The sequence below is a fragment of the Microbacterium sp. genome, assembly GCF_052102115.1.
In the GTDB taxonomy this organism is placed as follows: Bacteria; Actinomycetota; Actinomycetes; order Actinomycetales; family Microbacteriaceae; genus Microbacterium.
The window spans coordinates 69,490-88,959 of the sequence record NZ_JBQDVP010000001.1; the positions used below are offsets into that span (position 1 = coordinate 69,490).

18 protein-coding genes are annotated in these 19,470 nt (G+C 67.7%); 9 read left to right on the plus strand and 9 right to left on the minus strand.

What is annotated here, in order from left to right; translation table 11 throughout:
* Positions 1 to 11: 11 nt before the first annotated feature.
* From ACTICP_RS00335 to ACTICP_RS00370, 8 genes are all read right to left on the minus strand, one after another.
* Positions 12 to 392: a VOC family protein gene (locus ACTICP_RS00335; RefSeq protein ID WP_441888364.1), complete on the minus strand. Its 381-nt coding sequence runs from the start codon at positions 390 to 392 to the stop codon at positions 12 to 14.
* A 197-nt stretch (positions 393 to 589) separates the two neighbouring features.
* Positions 590 to 1,213 carry a response regulator gene (locus ACTICP_RS00340; protein ID WP_441888366.1) on the minus strand — a complete coding sequence of 208 codons (624 nt, stop codon included), beginning with the start codon at positions 1,211 to 1,213 and terminating at the stop codon, positions 590 to 592.
* Positions 1,207 to 2,382, minus strand: coding sequence for a sensor histidine kinase (locus tag ACTICP_RS00345; RefSeq protein WP_441888368.1), 1,176 nt, complete (start codon positions 2,380 to 2,382; stop codon positions 1,207 to 1,209). The genes ACTICP_RS00340 and ACTICP_RS00345 overlap by 7 nt, the downstream gene beginning before the upstream one ends.
* Before the next feature lie 10 nt (positions 2,383 to 2,392).
* Positions 2,393 to 3,154, minus strand: coding sequence for an ABC transporter permease (locus ACTICP_RS00350; RefSeq protein ID WP_441888370.1), 762 nt, complete (start codon positions 3,152 to 3,154; stop codon positions 2,393 to 2,395).
* Between the two features lie 2 nt (positions 3,155 to 3,156).
* The gene (locus ACTICP_RS00355) at positions 3,157 to 4,113 is read right to left on the minus strand and encodes an ABC transporter ATP-binding protein (protein WP_206476830.1); all 957 of its coding nucleotides are present in this window, start codon (positions 4,111 to 4,113) and stop codon (positions 3,157 to 3,159) included.
* A 165-nt stretch (positions 4,114 to 4,278) separates the two neighbouring features.
* Entirely contained in the window at positions 4,279 to 4,839 is a 561-nt protein-coding gene (locus tag ACTICP_RS00360; RefSeq protein WP_206476831.1) for a hypothetical protein, read from the minus strand.
* Positions 4,840 to 4,939: 100 nt separating this feature from the next.
* Positions 4,940 to 6,790: an FAD-dependent monooxygenase gene (locus ACTICP_RS00365; RefSeq protein ID WP_441888372.1), complete on the minus strand. Its 1,851-nt coding sequence runs from the start codon at positions 6,788 to 6,790 to the stop codon at positions 4,940 to 4,942.
* Between the two features lie 73 nt (positions 6,791 to 6,863).
* Entirely contained in the window at positions 6,864 to 8,237 is a 1,374-nt protein-coding gene (locus tag ACTICP_RS00370) for an MFS transporter (protein WP_441888374.1), read from the minus strand.
* Positions 8,238 to 8,374: 137 nt separating this feature from the next.
* Between ACTICP_RS00370 and ACTICP_RS00375 the strand changes: the two genes are divergently transcribed.
* The 7 genes from ACTICP_RS00375 (at position 8,375) to ACTICP_RS00405 (ending at position 15,423) form a co-directional block, all read left to right on the plus strand.
* Positions 8,375 to 9,841, plus strand: a complete 1,467-nt coding sequence (locus ACTICP_RS00375) for a fumarylacetoacetate hydrolase family protein (RefSeq protein ID WP_441888376.1) — start codon at positions 8,375 to 8,377, stop codon at positions 9,839 to 9,841.
* Complete coding sequence (locus ACTICP_RS00380; protein ID WP_441888378.1) at positions 9,838 to 10,515, plus strand: GntR family transcriptional regulator; 678 nt, start codon at positions 9,838 to 9,840, stop codon at positions 10,513 to 10,515. Before ACTICP_RS00375 ends, ACTICP_RS00380 begins: the two co-directional genes overlap by 4 nt.
* Before the next feature lie 13 nt (positions 10,516 to 10,528).
* Positions 10,529 to 12,031: a 5-carboxymethyl-2-hydroxymuconate semialdehyde dehydrogenase gene (gene hpaE, locus ACTICP_RS00385; protein ID WP_441888380.1), complete on the plus strand. Its 1,503-nt coding sequence runs from the start codon at positions 10,529 to 10,531 to the stop codon at positions 12,029 to 12,031.
* Positions 12,032 to 12,118: 87 nt separating this feature from the next.
* Entirely contained in the window at positions 12,119 to 13,285 is a 1,167-nt protein-coding gene (hpaD, locus tag ACTICP_RS00390) for a 3,4-dihydroxyphenylacetate 2,3-dioxygenase (protein ID WP_441888382.1), read from the plus strand.
* A gap of 8 nt (positions 13,286 to 13,293) precedes the next feature.
* Complete coding sequence (locus ACTICP_RS00395; protein WP_441888384.1) at positions 13,294 to 14,079, plus strand: 2-keto-4-pentenoate hydratase; 786 nt, start codon at positions 13,294 to 13,296, stop codon at positions 14,077 to 14,079.
* Positions 14,064 to 14,873, plus strand: coding sequence for an HpcH/HpaI aldolase family protein (locus ACTICP_RS00400; RefSeq protein WP_441888386.1), 810 nt, complete (start codon positions 14,064 to 14,066; stop codon positions 14,871 to 14,873). Before ACTICP_RS00395 ends, ACTICP_RS00400 begins: the two co-directional genes overlap by 16 nt.
* Before the next feature lie 97 nt (positions 14,874 to 14,970).
* Positions 14,971 to 15,423 (plus strand): flavodoxin family protein, encoded by a 453-nt coding sequence (locus ACTICP_RS00405; RefSeq protein WP_441888388.1) that lies wholly within the window; start codon positions 14,971 to 14,973, stop codon positions 15,421 to 15,423.
* A gap of 28 nt (positions 15,424 to 15,451) precedes the next feature.
* Here ACTICP_RS00405 and ACTICP_RS00410 read toward each other — a convergent pair whose 3' ends face one another.
* Positions 15,452 to 16,615, minus strand: coding sequence for an ROK family protein (locus ACTICP_RS00410; protein WP_441888390.1), 1,164 nt, complete (start codon positions 16,613 to 16,615; stop codon positions 15,452 to 15,454).
* Between the two features lie 93 nt (positions 16,616 to 16,708).
* Here ACTICP_RS00410 and xylA point away from each other — a divergent pair, with 93 nt between their 5' ends.
* Both xylA and xylB read left to right on the plus strand, forming a co-directional pair.
* Complete coding sequence (gene xylA / locus ACTICP_RS00415; RefSeq protein WP_441888392.1) at positions 16,709 to 17,899, plus strand: xylose isomerase; 1,191 nt, start codon at positions 16,709 to 16,711, stop codon at positions 17,897 to 17,899.
* Between the two features lie 203 nt (positions 17,900 to 18,102).
* Positions 18,103 to 19,392, plus strand: coding sequence for a xylulokinase (gene xylB, locus ACTICP_RS00420; RefSeq protein ID WP_441888394.1), 1,290 nt, complete (start codon positions 18,103 to 18,105; stop codon positions 19,390 to 19,392).
* Positions 19,393 to 19,470 lie beyond the last annotated feature (78 nt).

The following is a 19,470-nucleotide window of genomic DNA, read 5'->3' on the forward strand; positions in this document are numbered from 1 at the left end:
TCTACCCCGGGTCAGCCAGCTGCGCTGTAATCCGGTATCTGCTGGAGCGTCCAGCTGTTGCCGTCGGGGTCGTCGAACGTGACGAACCGGCCCCAAGCCTGCTCGTCGACGCCGTTCGCCTCGACGCCAGCATCGCGCAGCTGCGCCAGCGCAGCATCCGCATCGGGCACCACGACCTGGATCGAGTCCTGCTGCCCCGGTTCGAGATTCCCGCCGATGCCCGTTCCGAACGCGATCGAGCACGCCGAACCCGGCGGGGTCATCTGTACGAATCGCAGACCTTCGTAGGGCACGTGATCATGGTCGGCGTTGAAGCCGATCTTCACGTAGAAGTCCTTCGCCCGGTCGACATCCGTGACCGGCATGAAGATGAGTTCGATCTTCCAGTCCATCGTGCACTCCTCCTGGTGGGCGTCGGCGCCCGACCGTCGTCAACGCTACGCGCGGGGTCAGACATTGCGCCCGGCACCGGGCGCCCGGCGCCCGGCGCCGGCCAACCCAACACGTTCAGGTCGCAATCTCTGCCGCTATGACGCGCACATGCCGACAAGGATTGCGACCTGAACAGTCCCGCACCGGGACGCCGCGGCTAGATCCAGCCCTTGTCCTGCGCGATTCGCACGGCCTGCGCGCGGTTCGCCGCGCCGACCTTGCCGATCGCGGCGGAGAGGTTGTTGCGCACGGTGCCCGCAGACAGGAACACCTCGGCGGCGATCGCGGCGGCGCTGCGCCCGTCGGCGGCGAGCCGCAGCACCTGCTGCTCGCGTTCGCTCAGCGGATTCGCGCCGTCGAACAGACTCGCCTCGGCGAGAGCCGGGTCCACGACCCGCAGCCCTGCGTGCACCCGGCGCACGGCGTCGGCGAGCTGCTCCGCCGGGGCATCCTTCACGACGAAGCCGCTCGCTCCGGCATCCAATGCGGCACGCAGGTACCCAGGGCGCGCGAAGGTCGTCACGATGAGCACGCGCGTCTCGGGGCTTGCTGCGCACACCGCCTCGGTCGCCGCGATGCCGTCCATGCCCGGCATCTGGATGTCCATGAGGCACACGTCCGGCGCGGTCTGCGACACCAACTGCACGGCTTCATCTCCGTCGCCAGCGACGCCGACGACCGTGAGATCGTCTTCGAGCTCCAGCAGAGCCGCGAGCGCACCGCGCAGCATCGCCTGATCGTCGATGATGACGAGGCGGATCTGTTCCGTATCGGTCACCATGTCACCTCCACCTGCGTGCCGCCGTGCGCTCCCGCGGTCACCGCGAGTGTCGCCCCGCCGGTGGTCGCCCTCTCCCGCATCCCGCGCATTCCGTTGCCCTCGCCGGATCCGAGGCCGCGGCCGTCGTCGACCACGGCGAAGCTCCCCGGCGCGATGCGCACCGTCACCGCGCGCGCACCGGCATGGCGCAGCACGTTCGTCGTCGCCTCGCGGAGGATCCAACTCGCTGTCAGCGACTGCGCGGGTGAGAGCGCCGCGGCATCCCCCTCCACCTCCATCAGCACGTCGGCGGCCTTCAACGCCTCACGGCACGAGGCGATCTGCTCGGTGAGCGCTGCGCTGCGAACACCGGCGACGGTGGCTCGCACTCCGGAAATCGCCTCTGCGGTGAGGGTTTCGATGTCGGAGAGCTCTGCCTTCGCCCGCTCCGGATCGCTGTCGATGAGTCTGCGCACGAGCTGCGCCTTCAGGCTCACCACCGTGAGCGAGTGTCCGACGAGGTCGTGCACGTCGCGGGCGACGGCCTCGCGGCCTTCGCTGGTGGCGAGCTCGAGCCCCAGCTGTTCGGCCTGGGCAGAACGGATGATCAACGTCGTCGAAACCGTGTTCACCACTCCCAACAGCCCGACGATCACCAGCACCGTGATGTAGTTCGTGCCACTTGGCGTGAAGAAGACGACGGCCGCCGTAATCACGATGCTGACGATGAACGTGGTCCAGTGCGCGATGCGCGTCAGCCCGTACGACGCGAACGACATGATGAACGGCAGGAAGCTCAGCGCCGCCCCGAGCGTCGCCGGAACCGTCAGCGCCGCACACACGATGAGAACGACGAATACGACCCACTGAATCGGCTTCGGAGGGTCGGTGAGTCCGCCGCCGCCGAAGCTCATGCCGTGGACGAACCCGGCGACATAGGAGACGACGAAGGTTCCGAGGCCGATCCAACCGGTGATGATCCAGCCCTGGGCGGCATCCGATCTCACCAGGGCGACGATCGGATACGTGAGGAAGACCAGCCACACGGCCGCCATCACCCAGCCGAAACGTTCCCAGGGCGACTTCGCGCCTTCGCTGCCGGCGCGACGAGTTCCCTGCGCCGCCCAGGCGGCGGGAGCGGCGCCGGCCGCTGAGGCCGCCGCCGCTCGCCGGGTCAGGTCATCCGCCATGCAGTCGACCCTATCGGCGCGATCGCGAGCGCTTGGCGCCTGCCGCGACGAGCGCGGCGAACACTCCGAGCCACACGAGAATGTTCAGCACGACCATCCACAGCTGATCGGTCTGGCCGGTCGTGAGGACGCCGTCGGTGAGCGGCCAGCGGCTCAGCGCGACGAAACCATACAGCGGGGTGAAACGGGCGATATCGAGCATGACACCATCGAGCGGGATGAACACGTTTCCGAAGAACGCGAAGAAGGTCATCGAGATGGATGCCAGGGCCGCCGCAGAGTCGGAGTTGAAGAACAGTCCGACCCCGAGTCCGTAGAGACCGTAAATGAGTCCGACGGCGAGCATGATCCCCGCCGCGGCCCACCAGCGCCAGGCATCAGCAGCCTCCGCCCCGGTGAGCAGCCCCGCAGCGAACACGAGGACCACGGCGAGCGCGGCGAACGAGACCGCCGTGAGCAGCTTCGTCATCGCGTATCCGGCTGTGCCGAGCGGGGTCATGGCGAGTTGGCGGCCCCAGCCCTGCTTCGCCTCGGTGGCGGCGAGCGATGTGAGCGAGCTCATGGCGACGGCCGTTCCGTATGCTCCCATCGACACCATCACGTAGAACTTGACGTTGCCGTGCCCGGCCGACATCGAGCCGTAGCCCATGCTCGCACCGAACAGCAGGTACATCGCCACTGGCATCGCGAGGGTGAAGGCGAGCGTGTAGGGGTTGCGGAGCTGCCGCATCGCTTCGATGCGCATCATGGTGGGTGAGATCGTCATGGTCATGATCAGTCCTCCGTCAGGGCTGTGAAGGCGGTTTCGAGGGTGGGGGCGGTGATCTCCAGATCGTGCGCGCCGGCGTTCAAGAGGGCGGATGCCGCGGCATCCGAATCCTTCGCACGCAGGCTCACGCGATCGCCGTCGACATGGACGTCGACGATGCCCTCGGTCGCGGTCAGCTGCCGGACGATCGTGTCGGCGCCCCCCGCGGGAAGGCTTGCGGCGACGGTGCGGCCGCCGAGGTTGGCGCGCAGTTGCGCGGTCGGAGCATCGGCGACGATGACACCACGGTGCATCACCACGGTTCGCCGTGCGAACTGCTCCGCCTCCTCCAAGTAGTGCGTGGCGAAGATGATCGTTCGACCGGCATCCGCATCCGCGCGCATGACGTCCCAGAAATGCCGGCGGGCGTTGACGTCCATACCGGCGGTCGGCTCGTCGAGCACGAGGATGTCGGGGTCGGCGACCAATGCGAGCGCGAACTTGACGCGTTGCTGCTCACCGCCGGAGCATTTCGAGAGACGGCGCCGAGCAATGGGCGCAAGTTCGGTACTGGCGAGCACATCGGGCACGCGGGAGAGCGCCTCCCGGCCGTGCAGCGATGCTATGACTTCGACGGTCTCGCGCACGGTGAGGTCAGACAGCAGGCCGCCGGTCTGCAGCACGCCGGCGATCACACCCGCCTTGGCTGCCTTGATGGGTTTCTGGCCGTACACCGAGAGGGTGCCGTCGCTGGGGTCGGTGAGACCCAGCAGCATGTCGAGCGTGGTCGTCTTACCGGCGCCGTTCGGGCCGAGAAGTGCGATGACCTCGCCACGGCGGATGCTGAGATCCACACCGTCGACGGCCTTCACCGTGCGCTCGCCCAGGCCGAAATGCCGGTGCAGATTGGTGATGACGACGGCATCGTCGGATGCCGTGGCGCGTGGTTTCGTCGATGCCCGTGTGTCCGGTGCTGTGCTCATGCTTACAGCCTGGCCGCCGACGGCTGCGGTGTCCGGACGGCGGTGTCACCGGATACTCGTGACAGGTGTCATGCGGTGTGCTTCAAGTCGCAAACGCTGCCGCTCTGGCGGCGCCACACCGGCGGTTTCTGCGACCTGAGTGATCTCGTCCTGCTTCGGGGCAGTTCACAGACTGGCGAGATGAGCGGCGATGCGCTCGGCGATGTCGTTCGACGTGCGCATGGACTCGCGCCAGTCATCGTGGAGCAGGGCGTGGTCAGCGCCCTCGACGCTGACCAGTTCGGCGGCTGTGCCCTGGACGGCCTCCGGAATCCAGTGCCGGTCGTTCGTACCGCCCACTGCCAGGTGACGCCGGTCGGCTGTGAGCAGCGCCGCGGCGACCTCGCTCCTGTTGAGAAGCGGTGTCAGCCAGACGCCGGCGATGTTCTCGTCGATGCACCGCGGCAGAGCGAGAGTCCCGAGCGACTTCGCGACAACGAGGTCGAGCGTCCCGGCTCCTTCTGCCGCGTTGAGTTCGAACACGTGCTCGATCAAGTCCTGTGGGGTCGCGTGCGCCCGATCGCCTTCTTCCCAATCCGCGATGCGGATGTGCCAGCCCGCCGAGAGGAGCACCGCGGTGGACCAATACAAAAGCGGCGCCTGCGCGGTGTAATTGACCCCGGGAAGCAACAGTGCCGATCGGCGCCCCGTTGCCTCATCCGAGCCCAGCGTTGTGATCCGAACCATGAGACGAGAATAACGACGCCCACAGTTCAGGTCGCAAACGTTGCCGCTCTGGCGGGTGCCACACCGGCGGTTTCTGCGACCTGAACAGCGGGCATACGACTCAGACCGCGAGGAAGACACCCTGCAGGAATGCGTCGAGCTCGGCGACGCCATCCAGCGGCAGCACGGCGGCCACGTACTGGTCCGGCCGCACGACGACGACCACGCCGTCCCGCGCGAGCTCGCGCTCGTCGAAGATGTCCGTCGGGCACCACGCGTTCGGCGTCGCGGCGTAGACCTTCTCCCAGTCGATGAGCCCGAGCGGACCGGTGCGCGGCACGAACAGCGACGGTGCCGACAGCACGTCGAGCTCGTCGAACGCCTCCTGGTAGATGACCTTCGCGTCGATGACGGCATCCACATCGGCATCCGCCGGCGTGACGCGCGCGATCAGCGGCTCGACAGCCGATGCCCACTCGCGCAGGCGTGCGCCCCCGGCATCCGCGAACGCGTACACGCGCCAGCGGCCATCGGCCTTCGCGTGGTGGCCGAGGTGCACGGCGTTTCCGTCGCTGACCCGCACGACCTCGGACGACTTGAACCGCCGCCCGATCGGGAATCCTGCGGCGAGCGCCTGGTGCTCGCTACCGCCGGTGATCGCCGAGGGCGTGTAATGCGTCATGAACCCGGACGGGAACTCGGCCGTCGCGAGGTAGTAGTTCGACAGCTCCTGCGGGTCCGAGATCTCCTCGGGCTTGCGGGCCATGAGTGACGACCACTCGCGGTCGAAGTCGATGAGGTGCTGCGCGACGGGCTGCCGCTCGGCAGAGTACGTGGCCAGCAGGCTCTCCGGCGAACGCTCCGTGAGCACCGCTCCGAGCTTCCAGCCGAGGTTGAAACCGTCCTGCATCGAGACGTTCATACCTTGCCCTGCCTTCGCGCTGTGCGTGTGGCAGGCATCGCCGGTGAGGAAGACCCGCGGCGAACGGTCTGAGTCCAGGGCGTCGTCGAAGCCGTCCGTGACGCGGTGCCCGACCTCGTACACGCTGTGCCAGGCGATCTCTTTCACATCGAGCGTGTAGGGGTGCAGGATCTCATTGGCCTTCTCGATGACCTTCTCGATCGGCGTCTGACGCACCCGATGATTGTCGTCGGAGGCGACCTCACCGAGATCGACGTACACCCGGCTGAGGTACCCGCCCTCGCGCGGGATGTGCAGGATGTTCCCCGCCTTCGCGTTGATCGCGCACTTGGTGCGCCAGTCGGGGAAGTCGGTGTTGACGAGCACATCCATGACGCCCCACGCGTGGGCCGCGAATTCGCCGACGTGGGTGCGGCCGATGGCCTCGCGCACGCCGCTGCGGGCGCCGTCGCAGCCGACGACGTACTTCGCGCGGACGGTGCGCTCCCCCGCGGCATCCTGAACGCGCACCTCGACGGGGAACTCGCCATCGTCGTGCACGGTGAGCCCGAGGAACTCGACGCCGTAGTCGGGAACGATGCGCCCCGGGCCGTGCGCTGCGGCCTCGGCGAAGTAGTCGAGCACGCGCGCCTGGTTCACGATGAGGTGCGGGAACTCGCTGATCTTCAGCCCGTAGTCCTCAGTGCGCGTGGTGCGGACGATGTTGTCGGGGTTCTCCGGATCCGGGTTCCAGAAGTTCATGTAGGCGATGTTGTACGCCTCGGCGGTGATCCGCTCGGCGAAACCGAAAGCCTGGAACGTCTCGACGCTGCGCGGCTGGATGCCGTCGGCCTGACCGAGCACGAGGCGACCGTCGCGCTTTTCGATGATCCGCGTGGTGATGCCGGGGAACTGCGACATCTGTGCGGCCAGCAGCATGCCGGCGGGACCAGAGCCGACGATGAGCACGTCCATCTCATCCGGCAGATCGGCGGGGCGATCGACACCGGTGCCCGCCGCCGCGATGGTGCGCGGGTCCTCGGAGACATAGCCGTGGTGATGGAACTGCATCGGAACTCCTTCTTGGTTCTTGCGAACCCTTCGGTTCTGGGGCGGATGCCGCAGCATCCGCCCCAGAGATCTGTCAGGCCCTGGCGAGGCCGCGGATCGGACTGACCGACTGCTCTTCCTCGTGGTCCGGGCCGAGCGGGATGCCGCTGCGGTCGCGGAGCAGGAGCGTTGCAATCAGTCCGATCACCGTCATGCCGGCGAGGTACCAGGTGACCATCTCGGTCGAGCCGGTGGCATCGACGATCGCCGCGGCGATGGTCGGGGCGAACGCGCCGCCGACGATCGCGCCGATCGCGTACGAGATCGACACTCCGGAGAAGCGGATGGATGCCGGGAACAGCTCCGTGTACAGCGCGGCCTGCGGGCCGTAGGTGAACCCGAGCCCGATCGTGAGGACGGCAAGCCCGAGGAACAGCAGCCCGACGTTCGCCGTGTTCACCAGCGGGAACAGCAAGAAGACGCCGCCGAGCTGCAGGATCCACCCGGCGATGTAGGTGTTTCGTCTGCCGATCCTGTCGGAGACCCATCCGGCGAGCAGCGTCGTCAGGAGCCACGTGACAGCCGACCCGGTGACGGCCCAGAGCACCGGCCCGCGGTCGAGGCCGATGTGCCCCTCGGGGTCGGTCGCGTAGCCCTGGATGTACCCGCCCGTGGTCATGTAGCCGACGGCGTTGTTGCCCGCGAAGACCAGGGCTGCGATGACGACGAGCAGCGTGTGCTTGCGGAACAGCTGCACGATCGGCATCTTCGCCTTCTCCTTGCGCGCGGCGAGTTCGGCGAACACGGGGCTCTCCTCGACGTTGCGGCGCACGTAGTAGCCGATGAGGATCAGCACGACGCTGAGCAGGAACGGAATGCGCCAGCCCCAGGCGAGGAACTGATCACCCGGGGCGATCGCGGTCATGATCGCCATGACGCCCGATGCCAGCAGCAGCCCGAGCGGGACGCCGATCTGCGGCGAGGCGCCGAAGATGCCGCGCTTGCGCTTGGGGGCGTGCTCGACGGCCATCAGCACAGCACCGCCCCACTCGCCACCGGCCGAGATGCCCTGCAGGATGCGCAGCAGAACGAGCATGATCGGGGCGCCGACGCCGATGACCTCGGCGGTGGGCAGCACGCCGATCAGCGCGGTGGCCGCGCCCATCAAGATGAGCGTCCACATCAGCACGCGCTTGCGGCCGAGCTTGTCACCGAAGTGGCCGGCGAGGAACGCGCCCAGCGGACGGAACAGGAAGCTGATGCCCACGGTCGCGAACCCGAGGATGACGGTGTTCGTGCCGAGTGCGGAGAAGAACAGCTGGCCGAACACGAGTCCGACCGCGGTTGCGTAGATGAAGAAGTCGTACCACTCGACGGTGGTTCCCACGACCGTGGCGAACACCACGCGTCGCCGGTCTGCGGCACCGGCGATGGTGCCGGTCGGTGTGAAGCCGGGCTGATCAGTCATTGAAGCTCCTTGAGAGACGTCGTTGTCCGGGTGTTCTCTTCGCCTGGAAGCGATGCTTGCCACCCGTTGTCAGGATGATATACGATTTCAAATACATCGCACAAGGCCGATGATTCAGACGCAAGGAGGCGCACAACGTGACAGACCAGATCGCCCGCCCCGGCAAGATCATCGCGATCCACCTCAGCTACGCATCCCGAGCCGATCAGCGCGGCCGGCGCCCTGCACACCCCTCCTACTTCTTCAAGGTCGCCAGCTCCATCGCAGCATCCGGCGGTACGGTCGAACGCCCCGCCGGCACCGAGCTGCTCGCCTTCGAAGGCGAGATCGCCCTCGTGATCGGCACGCCCGCTCGCCGCGTCAGCCTCGAGAACGCCTGGTCGCACGTGGCATCGGTCACCGCGGCGAACGATCTCGGCCTCTACGATCTGCGCGCGAACGACAAGGGCTCGAACGTCCGCTCCAAGGGCGGCGACGGCTACACCCCGCTCGGCCCGAACCTCATCGATGCGCAGACTGTCGACCCCGCAGCCATCCGCGTGCGCACCTGGGTCAACGGCGAGCTGCGTCAGGACGACGACTCTGCCGGGCTCATCTTCCCGCTCGCGCAGTTCGTCGCCGATCTTTCGCAGCACTTCACGCTCGAGACCGGCGATGTGATCCTCACCGGCACGCCCGCCGGGTCGTCGGTGATCGTTCCCGGCGACGTCGTCGAGGTCGCGGTCGATGCCCCGAACGCACCGGGCGCGCCGACCTCGGGGCGCCTGGTGACCACGGTCACGCAGGGCGATGTGCCGTTCGACGAGACGCTCGGATCTTTGCCGACCGTCGACGACAAGCAGCGCACCGAAGCGTGGGGGTCAGCAGAGGAGGCCGGGATCGCGTCCGGGTCCACCGGCCTCTCCCCTGACCTGCGCGCCAAGCTCGAGAAGGCGCCAACCGCGGGCCTCTCGTCGCAGCTGCGCAAGCGCGGCCTCCACCACTGCTTCATCGACGGCGTCAGCGCCAATCTTCCCGGCACGAAGATCGTCGGCACCGCCCGCACGCTGCGCTTCATTCCGGCTCGAGAAGACCTGTTCAATACTCACGGCGGCGGCTACAACGCGCAGAAGCGACTGTTCGACGCGGTCGGCGACGGCGAGATCATCGTCATCGAAGCACGAGGGGATGCCACGACCGGCACCCTCGGCGACATCCTCGCCCTGCGCGCCCAGGCACGCGGTGCGGCAGGCGTCGTCACCGACGGCGGCGTGCGCGACTTCGACGAGGTCACCCGCATCGGCCTGCCGGTGTTCTCGCAGGGCGCGCACCCCTCGGTGCTCGGCCGCAAGCACGTGCCGTGGGAACTGGATGTCACGATCGGATGCGGCGGCGCAGCCGTGCAGCCCGGCGACATCATCGTCGGCGACGGAGACGGCGTGGTCGTCATCCCGCCGTCCATCGCCGCTGAGGTCGTCGACGCCACGCTCGCCCAGGAGGACGAGGATGCCTGGATCGCCGAACAGGTCGAGGCGGGGCATCCGGTCGACGGGCTGTTCCCGATGAACGCGGAATGGCGCGCGACGTACGAAGCGTCACGCACGACGGACGGCGAGCGCGCATGACGAAAACCCTCAGCAAGTCTCAGCAGGCGTACCTCTGGATCAAAGAGCGCATCGCTGGCCAGAGCTTCACGCCGGGCTACCGACTGGTGCTGGGCAGCATCGCCGGCGAACTCGACATGAGCGTCGTGCCGGTGCGCGAAGCGATCCGGCAGCTCGAGGCCGAGGGGCTCGTGCACTTCGAGCACAATGTCGGCGCGCGCGTCGCGATGGTCGACGACTCGCAGTACCGGCACAGCATGGAGGCCCTCAGCATCCTGGAGGGCACCGCCACCGCGTTGTCTGCACCGCACCTCACGGTCGATGACCTGAAAATCGCACGCGCCATCAACGCCAAGATGATCGAGACCCTGGACCATTTCAACCCGTCGGCGTTCACGCGGCTCAATCAGGAGTTCCACGCCGCGCTCATCGCACCGTGCCCCAATCCGCGTATGCGCGACCTCGTGGGCGCCGAGATGGAGCGGCTGAACCGACTGCGCGACTCGACGTTCAGCTTCGTTCCCGGTCGCGCGCACGAGTCGGTGCGCGAGCACGAGCAGATCGTCGCGCTCATCGAGAACGGCGCACCGATCGCCGAAATCGAGCGCGCTGCACGCGATCATCACGCGGGCACCCTCGATGCGTACCTCACCAAGAAATACCCCGACGAAGCCGTCGGCGCACCCGTCCACTGATATCGGAGGAACAATGACTGATTCACGCATTCCCGCTGATCTGCCCGACCGCATCCAGCACTACATCGACGGCGAATACGTCGACTCGATCGACGGCGACACCTTCGATGTGCTCGACCCGGTCACCAATAAGACCTACATCCAGGCGGCATCCGGCAAGGTCGCCGATATCGACCTCGCCGTCGCCGCGGCAAAGCGCGCGTTCGAAGAAGGCCCATGGCCGCAGATGCTGCCCCGCGAACGCTCGCGGGTGCTGCACAAGATCGCCGACATCGTCGAGTCGCGCGACCAGCGCCTGGCCGAACTGGAGTCATTCGACTCGGGACTGCCGATCACGCAGGCGCTCGGACAGGCCCGCCGCGCCGCCGAGAACTTCCGCTTCTTCGCCGATCTGATCGTCGCGCAGGCCGATGACACCTACAAGGTGCCGGGACGCCAGATCAATTACGTCAACCGCAAGCCGATCGGCGTCGCCGGCCTCATCACGCCGTGGAACACGCCGTTCATGCTCGAGTCGTGGAAGCTCGGCCCTGCGCTCGCGACCGGCAACACGGTGGTGCTCAAGCCCGCCGAGTTCACGCCGCTGTCGGCATCCCTGTGGGCCGGGATTTTCGAAGAGGCAGGGCTCCCGAAGGGCGTCTTCAATCTCGTGAACGGTTTCGGCGAAGAGGGTTTCGCCGGCGATTCGCTGGTCAAGCATCCTGACGTGCCGCTCATCTCGTTCACCGGCGAGAGCCGCACCGGGCAGATCATCTTCGCCAACGCCGCGCCCTACCTCAAGGGACTGTCGATGGAACTCGGCGGCAAGTCCCCCGCGGTCGTGTTCGAAGACGCCGATCTGGAGGCCGCGATCAACGCGACCATCTTCGGCGTGTTCTCGCTGAACGGCGAGCGCTGCACGGCCGGCTCCCGCATCCTCGTTCAGCGCAGTGTCTACGACGAATTCGTCGAGCGCTACACCGCGCAAGCGAAGCGCGTGAAGGTCGGCCTGCCGAACGACCCGGCCACCGAGGTCGGCGCTCTCGTGCACCCCGAGCACTACGACAAGGTCATGAGCTACGTCGAGATCGGCAAGTCCGAGGCGCGCCTGGTCGCCGGCGGCGGACGCCCGGAGGGCTTCGAAACCGGCAACTACGTCGCCCCGACTGTCTTCGCCGATGTCTCCCCCGACGCCCGGATCTTCCAGGAGGAGATCTTCGGCCCGGTCGTCGCGATCACGCCGTTCGACACCGACGAAGAGGCGCTGGAGCTGGCGAACAACACCCGGTACGGCCTCGCCGCGTACATCTGGACCAACGACCTCAAGCGCGCGCACAACTTCGCGGGCAACGTCGAGGCCGGAATGGTGTGGCTGAACTCGAACAACGTGCGGGACCTCCGCACCCCGTTCGGCGGCGTGAAGGCCTCGGGTCTCGGGCACGAGGGCGGCTACCGCTCGATCGACTTCTACACCGACCAGCAGGCGGTGCACATCAACCTCGGCGAGGTTCACAACCCCGTCTTCGGAAAGAACTGACCCCTCCTCCAGGTCGCGATTTCTGCCGCTCTGGCCCGCTCAAACCGGCAGATATCGCGACCCGAACCACCTAGCAAGGATGCTGACATGACGAACCGTGCAGACATGACCCTCACCTCCTCGGGCTACTACGTGAGCCAGGAGGCCCCGATCGAGACCGACAACCCGGTCGCGACCCCGCAGGCATCCCCGCCGGACATCCTCCGCTGCGCCTACATGGAACTCATCGTCACCGACCTCGCGGCATCCCGCCAGTTCTACGTCGACATCCTCGGCCTGTACGTGACCGAAGAAGACGACGAGGCGATCTACCTGCGCTCGACCGAAGAGTTCATCCACCACAACCTCGTGCTGCGCAAGGGCGCGATCGCGGCGGTGCGGGCGTTCTCGTACCGTGTGCGCACCCCGGAGGACCTCGACCGCGCCGTCGAGTTCTTCACGGAACTGGGCTGCGATGTCCGACGCGAGGTGGGCGGGTTCGTCAAGGGGATCGGCGACTCCGTGCGCGTGGTCGACCCGCTCGGCTTCCCATACGAGTTCTTCCACCAGTCCGACCACGTCGAGCGGATGTCGTGGCGCTACGACCTGCACGTCCCCGGCGAGCTCGTGCGTCTGGACCACTTCAACCAGATCACCCCCGACGTGCCGCGCGCTGTGAAGTACATGCAGGATCTCGGCTTCCGCGTCACCGAGGACATCCAGGACGAAGAGGGCACCGTCTACGCCGCGTGGATGCGCCGCAAGCCCACCGTGCACGACACAGCGATGACGGGCGGCGACGGCCCGCGCATGCACCACGTGTGCTTCGCGACGCACGAGAAGCACAACATCCTCGCGATCTGCGACAAGCTCGGCGCCCTTCGCCGCTCGGACGCGATCGAGCGCGGCCCGGGCCGCCACGGCGTCAGCAACGCGTTCTACCTCTACCTGCGCGACCCCGACGGCCACCGCGTCGAGGTCTACACGCAGGACTACTACACCGGCGATCCCGATAACCCGGTCGTCACCTGGGACGTGCACGACAACCAGCGGCGCGACTGGTGGGGCAACCCCGTCGTCCCGTCGTGGTACACCGACGGGTCGCTCGTGCTCGATCTCGACGGCAATCCGCAGCAGGTCGTCGCTCGCACTGACGACAGCGAGATGGCTGTCACGATCGGCGCCGACGGCTTCTCGTACACTCGCAAGGATGAGGGCGAGGACTCGATGCCCGAATGGAAGCAGGGCGAGTACAAGCTCGGCAACCAGCTCTAGGAGGACGGATGCTGTCACCCGAAGCGATCGAGCAGATCGCCGAAGAACTCGCAGAGGCCGACCGCGCGCACAGCGTGGTCCCGCGCATCACGGCGCGCTACCCGGATGCGACGATCGAGGACTCTTATGCCATTCAGGGCATATGGCGGGACAAGAACCTCGCCGCGGGGCGGAAGCTGGTCGGCCGCAAGATCGGGCTGACGTCCAAGGCGATGCAGCAGGCGACCGGGATCACCGAGCCGGATTACGGCGTGATGTTCGACGACACGGTGTATCCCACGGGCTCGGAGATCGCGTTCGACGAGTTCTCGAACGTGCGCATCGAGGTCGAGCTCGCGTTCGTGCTGAAGGAGCCGTTGGCAGGCTCGGACTGCACGCTCGATGACGCTCTGGCCGCGATCGACTACGCCGTTCCTGCCCTCGAGGTGCTCAACTCGCACATCGAGCTCGAGGGCAGAACGATCGTCGACACGATCAGCGACAACGCCGCGTACGGCGCGATGGTGCTCGGCGACGTGCGCATGCGGCCGGACGAGATCGACCTGCGCTGGGTGCCCGGCGTGCTCTCGCGCAACGGCGATATCGAAGAGACCGGGGTCGCCGCAGGCGTACTCGGCCACCCGGCCACCGGCGTAGCGTGGCTGGCGAACAAATTCCACCAGCACGGGGCGCGGCTCGAGGCCGGAGAGATCATCCTCGCCGGATCCTTCACCCGCCCGATGTGGGTGCACAAGGGCGACGAGGTGCGCTGTGATTACCGCGAGATGGGAGTCGTCGAATGCCGTTTCGTGTAGAGCCCGCACCGTCGTTCCGCGACCGCTTGGCCGCTGTCGATCGGCCGCTGGCCGGCGCGTGGATCTGCTCCGGCAGCCCGATCGCGGCGGAGATCGTCGCCGGCTCCGGTCTCGACTGGACGCTCATCGATGCCGAGCACAGCCCGATCGGCCTGGAGTCGATCCTCGCGCTGCTGCAAGCTGTCGCCCCGTACCCGATCACGCCGGTCGTGCGGGTGCCGTCGGCGGACGCGACCCTGATCAAGCAGGTCCTCGATGTCGGTGCGCAGAACCTGCTGGTGCCGATGGTGAACACCGCTGAGGATGCCGCGGCCGCCGTCGCCGCGACCCGCTACCCGCCGCGCGGCATCCGCGGGGTCGGCAGCGCGCTCGCCCGCGCCGGACAGTTCAACCGCATCGAGAACTACCTGCAGCGGGCGCACGAGATCACCTCACTCAGCGTGCAGATCGAGACGGATGCTGCGGTGCAGAACGCCCGAGCGATCGCCGAGGTCGACGGGGTGGATGCTGTCTTCGTCGGGCCGAGCGACCTCGCGGCATCGATGGGACTGCTGGGTCAGCAGGAGCACCCCGACGTCGTCGCCGCCGTCGAACGCGCCATCGCCGAGGTGCGCGCCGCCGGCAAGCCGGTCGGCGTGAACGCGTTCAACCCCGACATGGCGCGCCGCTATCTCGATGCCGGCGCAACGTTCGTGCTGGTCGCCGCCGATGTGTCGATCCTCGCGCGTGCGACCGAGAAGCTCGCCGCCGAGTGGATCCCCGACGCCGACGCGACGGAGCGCGCCGGGTACTGACCGCCTCTGTTCAGGTCGCGAATACGGCCGTTCTCAGCTGCGCAGAGCGGCAAGGTCTGCGACCTGGACCCGGTGCGCGCCGAACTAGGGTGGCCCTATGCCTCGTCTGCTGGTTGTGCACCACTCTCCGACGCCACGCATCGCCGAGCTCAGCGCGGCCGTGCTGCGGGGCGCCCGCACGGCCGAAAGCGAGGGTGTGGAGGTCATCGAGCGCGCAGCTCTTGAGGCCACGGCGCAGAATCTGCTCGATGCGGATGCGGTGATCTTCGGCACGACCGCGAACTTCGGTTACATCTCCGGCGCCCTCAAGCACTTCTTCGACACCACGTTCTACGAGACGCTCGAGCAGACCACGGGCCGCCCCTTCTCGTACTGGATCCACGGCGGTCACGACACCACCGGCGCCGAGCATGCGATGCAGTCGATCACAACCGGCTATGGCTTCCGTCTCGCCGCCGAGCCCGTGGTGTTCACCGGTGGCATCGACGACGCGCACCTCGAGCGCGCCGAGGAAATGGGCGCGAGCGTCGCCTGGACACTCACGATCTGAGCGACGCTGCGTGACGCCGAAGAAGCGATCAGCCCAGCGGGTCCGCAAGCAAGCGGGCGAAGGCCGCCTCGGCAGCTCCGATCAGCAGCCGGTCCTGCCCGAGCGCGGCCGAAGCGATCTGCAGATCTTCCGCCGCAACGGCCAACGAGCGCTCACGCACGTCAGCGTCGAATCCCTCGGGGTCCTGATCACGCAGGATGCCGAGGAAACCACCGAGCACGACCATCGAGGGATTCAGCACGTTGACGGCATTGCTGATCGTCGCCGCCAGCACCCGTCGCTGTCGCGCGATCTCCTCGTGTGCGGTTGGGCCCGAGCCGACAGTGAGAGCAGCGGCGAGCGCAGCGTCATCCCCACCGACCAACTCGGCCGCGGCCAAGAGCCGGGCACGACCCACCTCGTCTTCGAACACGCCGTCATGCGTGCGACGGTGCGACTCGTTCGCGATGCCGGGCCGGGTCTGCCCCCACTCCCCCGCGTAGCCGCCGGTACCGCGGATGATCGTGCCGTCCATGATGAGCCCGCCGCCGATACCGCTGGCGCCGCCATTGAGGTACACCACGTCACGGTGCTCACGTGCGGCACCGAACAGATACTCGGCCTGCGCGCCGAGAGAGGCGTCGTTGTCGACCGTCACGGGCATCTCGAGCGCATCGGCCAGCGGCGTGGCAATGTCTTCGTCGCGCCAGTCCAGGTGCGGCGCGAGCCGCACGAGTCCGTCGGATGCGCGCACCAGGCCCGGGACCGCGACACCCGCGCCGATGAGCCGGCAGCCGGCGAGCTCGTCCCGCAGCCACGTCGTGATGACGTCGGTGGCGATGGCGACAGCATCCCTCACGGTCGGGACGTCGGCGAGATCGATACGTGCACGGGCGCGCGTTTGTCTCCCGAGACCGACCGCGCCGATCTCGATCGCATCGACCTCCGGGTTGATGCCGATCGCGACGATGTCATGGTTCGCCGTGACCACGGGACTCGGCCGTCCCACCCGCTTCGTCGGGTCAGGGCCGTGCTCATCGACAAGGCCGCGCTCGGCGAGCGCGGTGACGAGGTCGGCAATGGTCGACCGGTTCAATCCGGTCTCGGCAGTGAGAGCTGACCGCGACCGCGGTCCCTCCCGATGCACGAGCCTCAGCAGAGCGCCGAGGTTCGCGCGACGAACACTCTCGATGCCGGGCGTCTTGTCCGCCATGTGTGCTCCTCATCCGATTCGACCTCTGTCACCCTACTCGCCGTTCATGATATGTTTCCACTCACAACATTTCCTCGACGAAGCTGGATCCTCATGTCTCTCACCCCCACCCGCGAAGACAAGTTCTCCTTCGGCCTCTGGACGGTCGACTACTCCGGCACCGATCCGTTCGGCGGTCCGACCCGCCCGCACCTCGACGTCGTCCATGCCGTCGAGAAGCTCTCCGAGCTCGGCGCGTACGGCCTGACGTTCCACGACGACGACCTGTTCGCCTTCGGCTCCACGGACGCCGAGCGCCAGAAACAGATCGACCGACTCAAGGGCGCACTCGCCGACACCGGCCTCGTCGTCCCCATGGTCACCACCAACCTCTTCAGCGCACCGGTATTCAAGGACGGCGGCTTCACCTCGAACGACCGCGACGTGCGCCGCTATGCGCTGCGCAAGGTGTTCCGTCAACTCGACCTCGGCGCCGAGCTGGGGGCGAAGACCTTCGTCATGTGGGGCGGCCGCGAGGGCGCCGAGTACGACACCGCGAAGGACGTGCGTCAGGCATTGGAGCGCTACCGCGAGGCCGTCAATCTTCTCGGCGACTACGTCACGGACAAGGGCTACGACATCCGTTTCGCGATCGAGCCGAAGCCGAACGAGCCCCGCGGCGACATCCTGCTGCCCACGCTCGGCCACGCGATCGCGTTCATCGGCTCCCTCGCGCGTCCCGAACTGTTCGGCGTGAACCCCGAGGTCGGCCACGAGCAGATGGCGGGCCTCAACTTCACCGCCGGAATCGCCCAGGCGCTGTACCACGGCAAGCTCTTCCACATCGACCTCAACGGTCAGCGCGGCATCAAATACGACCAGGATCTCGTGTTCGGCCACGGCGACCTGCACAACGCTTTCTCGCTCGTCGACCTGCTCGAGAACGGCGGCCCCGGCGGCGTCCCCGCCTACGACGGTCCGCGCCACTTCGACTACAAGCCCAGCCGCACCGAGGACGAGACCGGAGTCTGGGACTCGGCGGCCGCCAACATGCGCACCTACCTGCTCCTCAAGGAGCGTGCCGCGGCCTTCCGCGCCGACCCCGAGGTGCAGGAGGCACTCGCCGCCGCCAAGGTCGACGAGCTCGCCACCCCGACGCTGAACCCCGGCGAGAGCTACGACGACTTCCTCGCCGACCGCAGCGCGCTCGAAGACTTCGACGCCGACGCATACCTCGGCGGCAAGGGCTTCGGCTTCGTGCGGCTGCAGCAGCTCGCCACCGAGCACCTGCTCGGCGCACGCTGACCCGCCCCTGCGGCATGTCGGGGAAGGTGCGGGTGCGGTCGTCCGTCACCCGCACCTTTCCGGACACGCCCCCGCGGCATGTCGGGGAAAACGCCAGCGAACCCCCGCCCGACCCGCACCTTCCCAGACACGCTCGCACCGCCCGCACGCCTGCACGCCCGCACCTTCCCAGACACGCCCGCACCATCTGAAAGGATGACTCCGTGCCTCTCGTCCTCGGCGTCGACAGCTCGACCCAGTCCTGCAAGGTCGTCGTCGTCGACGCATCGACCGGTGACGTCGTCCGCACGGGGCGCGCGCCCCACCCCGACGGCACGTCGGTCGATCCTGAGGCGTGGTGGCTGGCTCTGAATACCGCGATCGAGGATGCTGGTGGCCTGAGCGACATCGCCGCGTGGGCGATCGGCGGACAGCAGCACGGGATGGTCGCGCTCGACGCGGACGGCCGCGTCATCCGTGACGCCCTGCTCTGGAACGACACACGATCGGCGGATGCCGCCGCAGCACTGATCGCGGAGTTCGGCGCGGACGAGCTCGCCGCCCGCACCGGGCTCGTGCCGGTGGCATCGTTCACGATCACGAAACTGCGCTGGCTGCGCGACAACGAACCCGAGAACGCCGCCCGTGTCGCGGCCGTCGCTCTCCCCCACGACTGGCTGACCTGGCGATTGCGCGGCTTCGGCCCCGAGAACCCGAATCTGGACGAGCTCGTCACCGACCGCTCGGACGTGTCGGGAACGGGCTACTGGAGTCCGGCAACCGGTGAGTACGACCGCGAGCTGCTGATCTCGGCACTGGGCCATGGAGCCGCACTCCCCCGCGTACTCGGGCCAGCAGAGCACGTGCTCGATGACGAAGGTAGGCGAGTCGGCCCCGGCGCCGGCGACAACGCGGGGGCCGCCCTCGGCCTCGGCGCAGAACCGGGCGATGTCGTGGTCTCCATCGGCACCTCCGGCACGGTTTCCGCCGTCAGCGCCCGCCCGATCACGGATGCTTCGGGCACGGTGGCGGGGTTCGCCGATGCGACCGGAAACTTCCTCCCCCTCGTCGCGACGATCAATGCCGCGCGGGTGCTGGAGGCGACAGCATCCCTGCTCGGCGTCTCGCTCGATGACCTGGGCACCCTCGCCCTGGAGGCCGAGCCCGGTGCCGGCGGGCTGACCCTCCTCCCCTACTTCGAGGGAGAACGCACCCCGAACCTGCCGAACGCCACGGCAGAGCTCACCGGCATGACACTGTCGTCGACGACGCGCCCGAACCTCGCGCGCGCTGCCGTCGAGGGGATGCTGCGCGGACTCGGCGCCGGCCTCGACGCGATGCGTGCGCTCGGGGTCCCGCTGGATCGCGCACTGTTGATCGGCGGCGGGGCGCAGTCCGAGGCCGTGCGTCTGATCGCGCCGGAGGTGCTCGGCGTCCCGGTCGAGGTGCCCAGGCCCGCTGAGTACGTCGCGCTCGGTGCCGCCCGTCAAGCGATGAGCATCCTGCCCCGTTAGTGACCGACCGCGTCAGGAATTTTCCCCACGATCGGCGATGGGCAGATCTCCCCGCAGGCGCCAGTGGCGGAATCATAG

Bases quoted from the DNA above. Each gene is read 5' to 3' on its own strand.
- ACTICP_RS00335 (WP_441888364.1), bottom strand. From the start codon at position 392: ATGGACTGGAAGATCGAACTCATCTTCATGCCGGTCACGGATGTCGAC.
- ACTICP_RS00340 (WP_441888366.1), bottom strand. From the start codon at position 1,213: ATGGTGACCGATACGGAACAGATCCGCCTCGTCATCATCGACGATCAG.
- ACTICP_RS00345 (WP_441888368.1), bottom strand. From the start codon at position 2,382: ATGGCGGATGACCTGACCCGGCGAGCGGCGGCGGCCTCAGCGGCCGGC.
- ACTICP_RS00350 (WP_441888370.1), bottom strand. From the start codon at position 3,154: ATGACCATGACGATCTCACCCACCATGATGCGCATCGAAGCGATGCGG.
- ACTICP_RS00355 (WP_206476830.1), bottom strand. From the start codon at position 4,113: ATGAGCACAGCACCGGACACACGGGCATCGACGAAACCACGCGCCACG.
- ACTICP_RS00360 (WP_206476831.1), bottom strand. From the start codon at position 4,839: ATGGTTCGGATCACAACGCTGGGCTCGGATGAGGCAACGGGGCGCCGA.
- ACTICP_RS00365 (WP_441888372.1), bottom strand. From the start codon at position 6,790: ATGCAGTTCCATCACCACGGCTATGTCTCCGAGGACCCGCGCACCATC.
- ACTICP_RS00370 (WP_441888374.1), bottom strand. From the start codon at position 8,237: ATGACTGATCAGCCCGGCTTCACACCGACCGGCACCATCGCCGGTGCC.
- ACTICP_RS00380 (WP_441888378.1), top strand. From the start codon at position 9,838: ATGACGAAAACCCTCAGCAAGTCTCAGCAGGCGTACCTCTGGATCAAA.
- hpaE (WP_441888380.1), top strand. From the start codon at position 10,529: ATGACTGATTCACGCATTCCCGCTGATCTGCCCGACCGCATCCAGCAC.
- hpaD (WP_441888382.1), top strand. From the start codon at position 12,119: ATGACGAACCGTGCAGACATGACCCTCACCTCCTCGGGCTACTACGTG.
- ACTICP_RS00395 (WP_441888384.1), top strand. From the start codon at position 13,294: ATGCTGTCACCCGAAGCGATCGAGCAGATCGCCGAAGAACTCGCAGAG.
- ACTICP_RS00400 (WP_441888386.1), top strand. From the start codon at position 14,064: ATGCCGTTTCGTGTAGAGCCCGCACCGTCGTTCCGCGACCGCTTGGCC.
- ACTICP_RS00405 (WP_441888388.1), top strand. From the start codon at position 14,971: ATGCCTCGTCTGCTGGTTGTGCACCACTCTCCGACGCCACGCATCGCC.
- ACTICP_RS00410 (WP_441888390.1), bottom strand. From the start codon at position 16,615: ATGGCGGACAAGACGCCCGGCATCGAGAGTGTTCGTCGCGCGAACCTC.
- xylA (WP_441888392.1), top strand. From the start codon at position 16,709: ATGTCTCTCACCCCCACCCGCGAAGACAAGTTCTCCTTCGGCCTCTGG.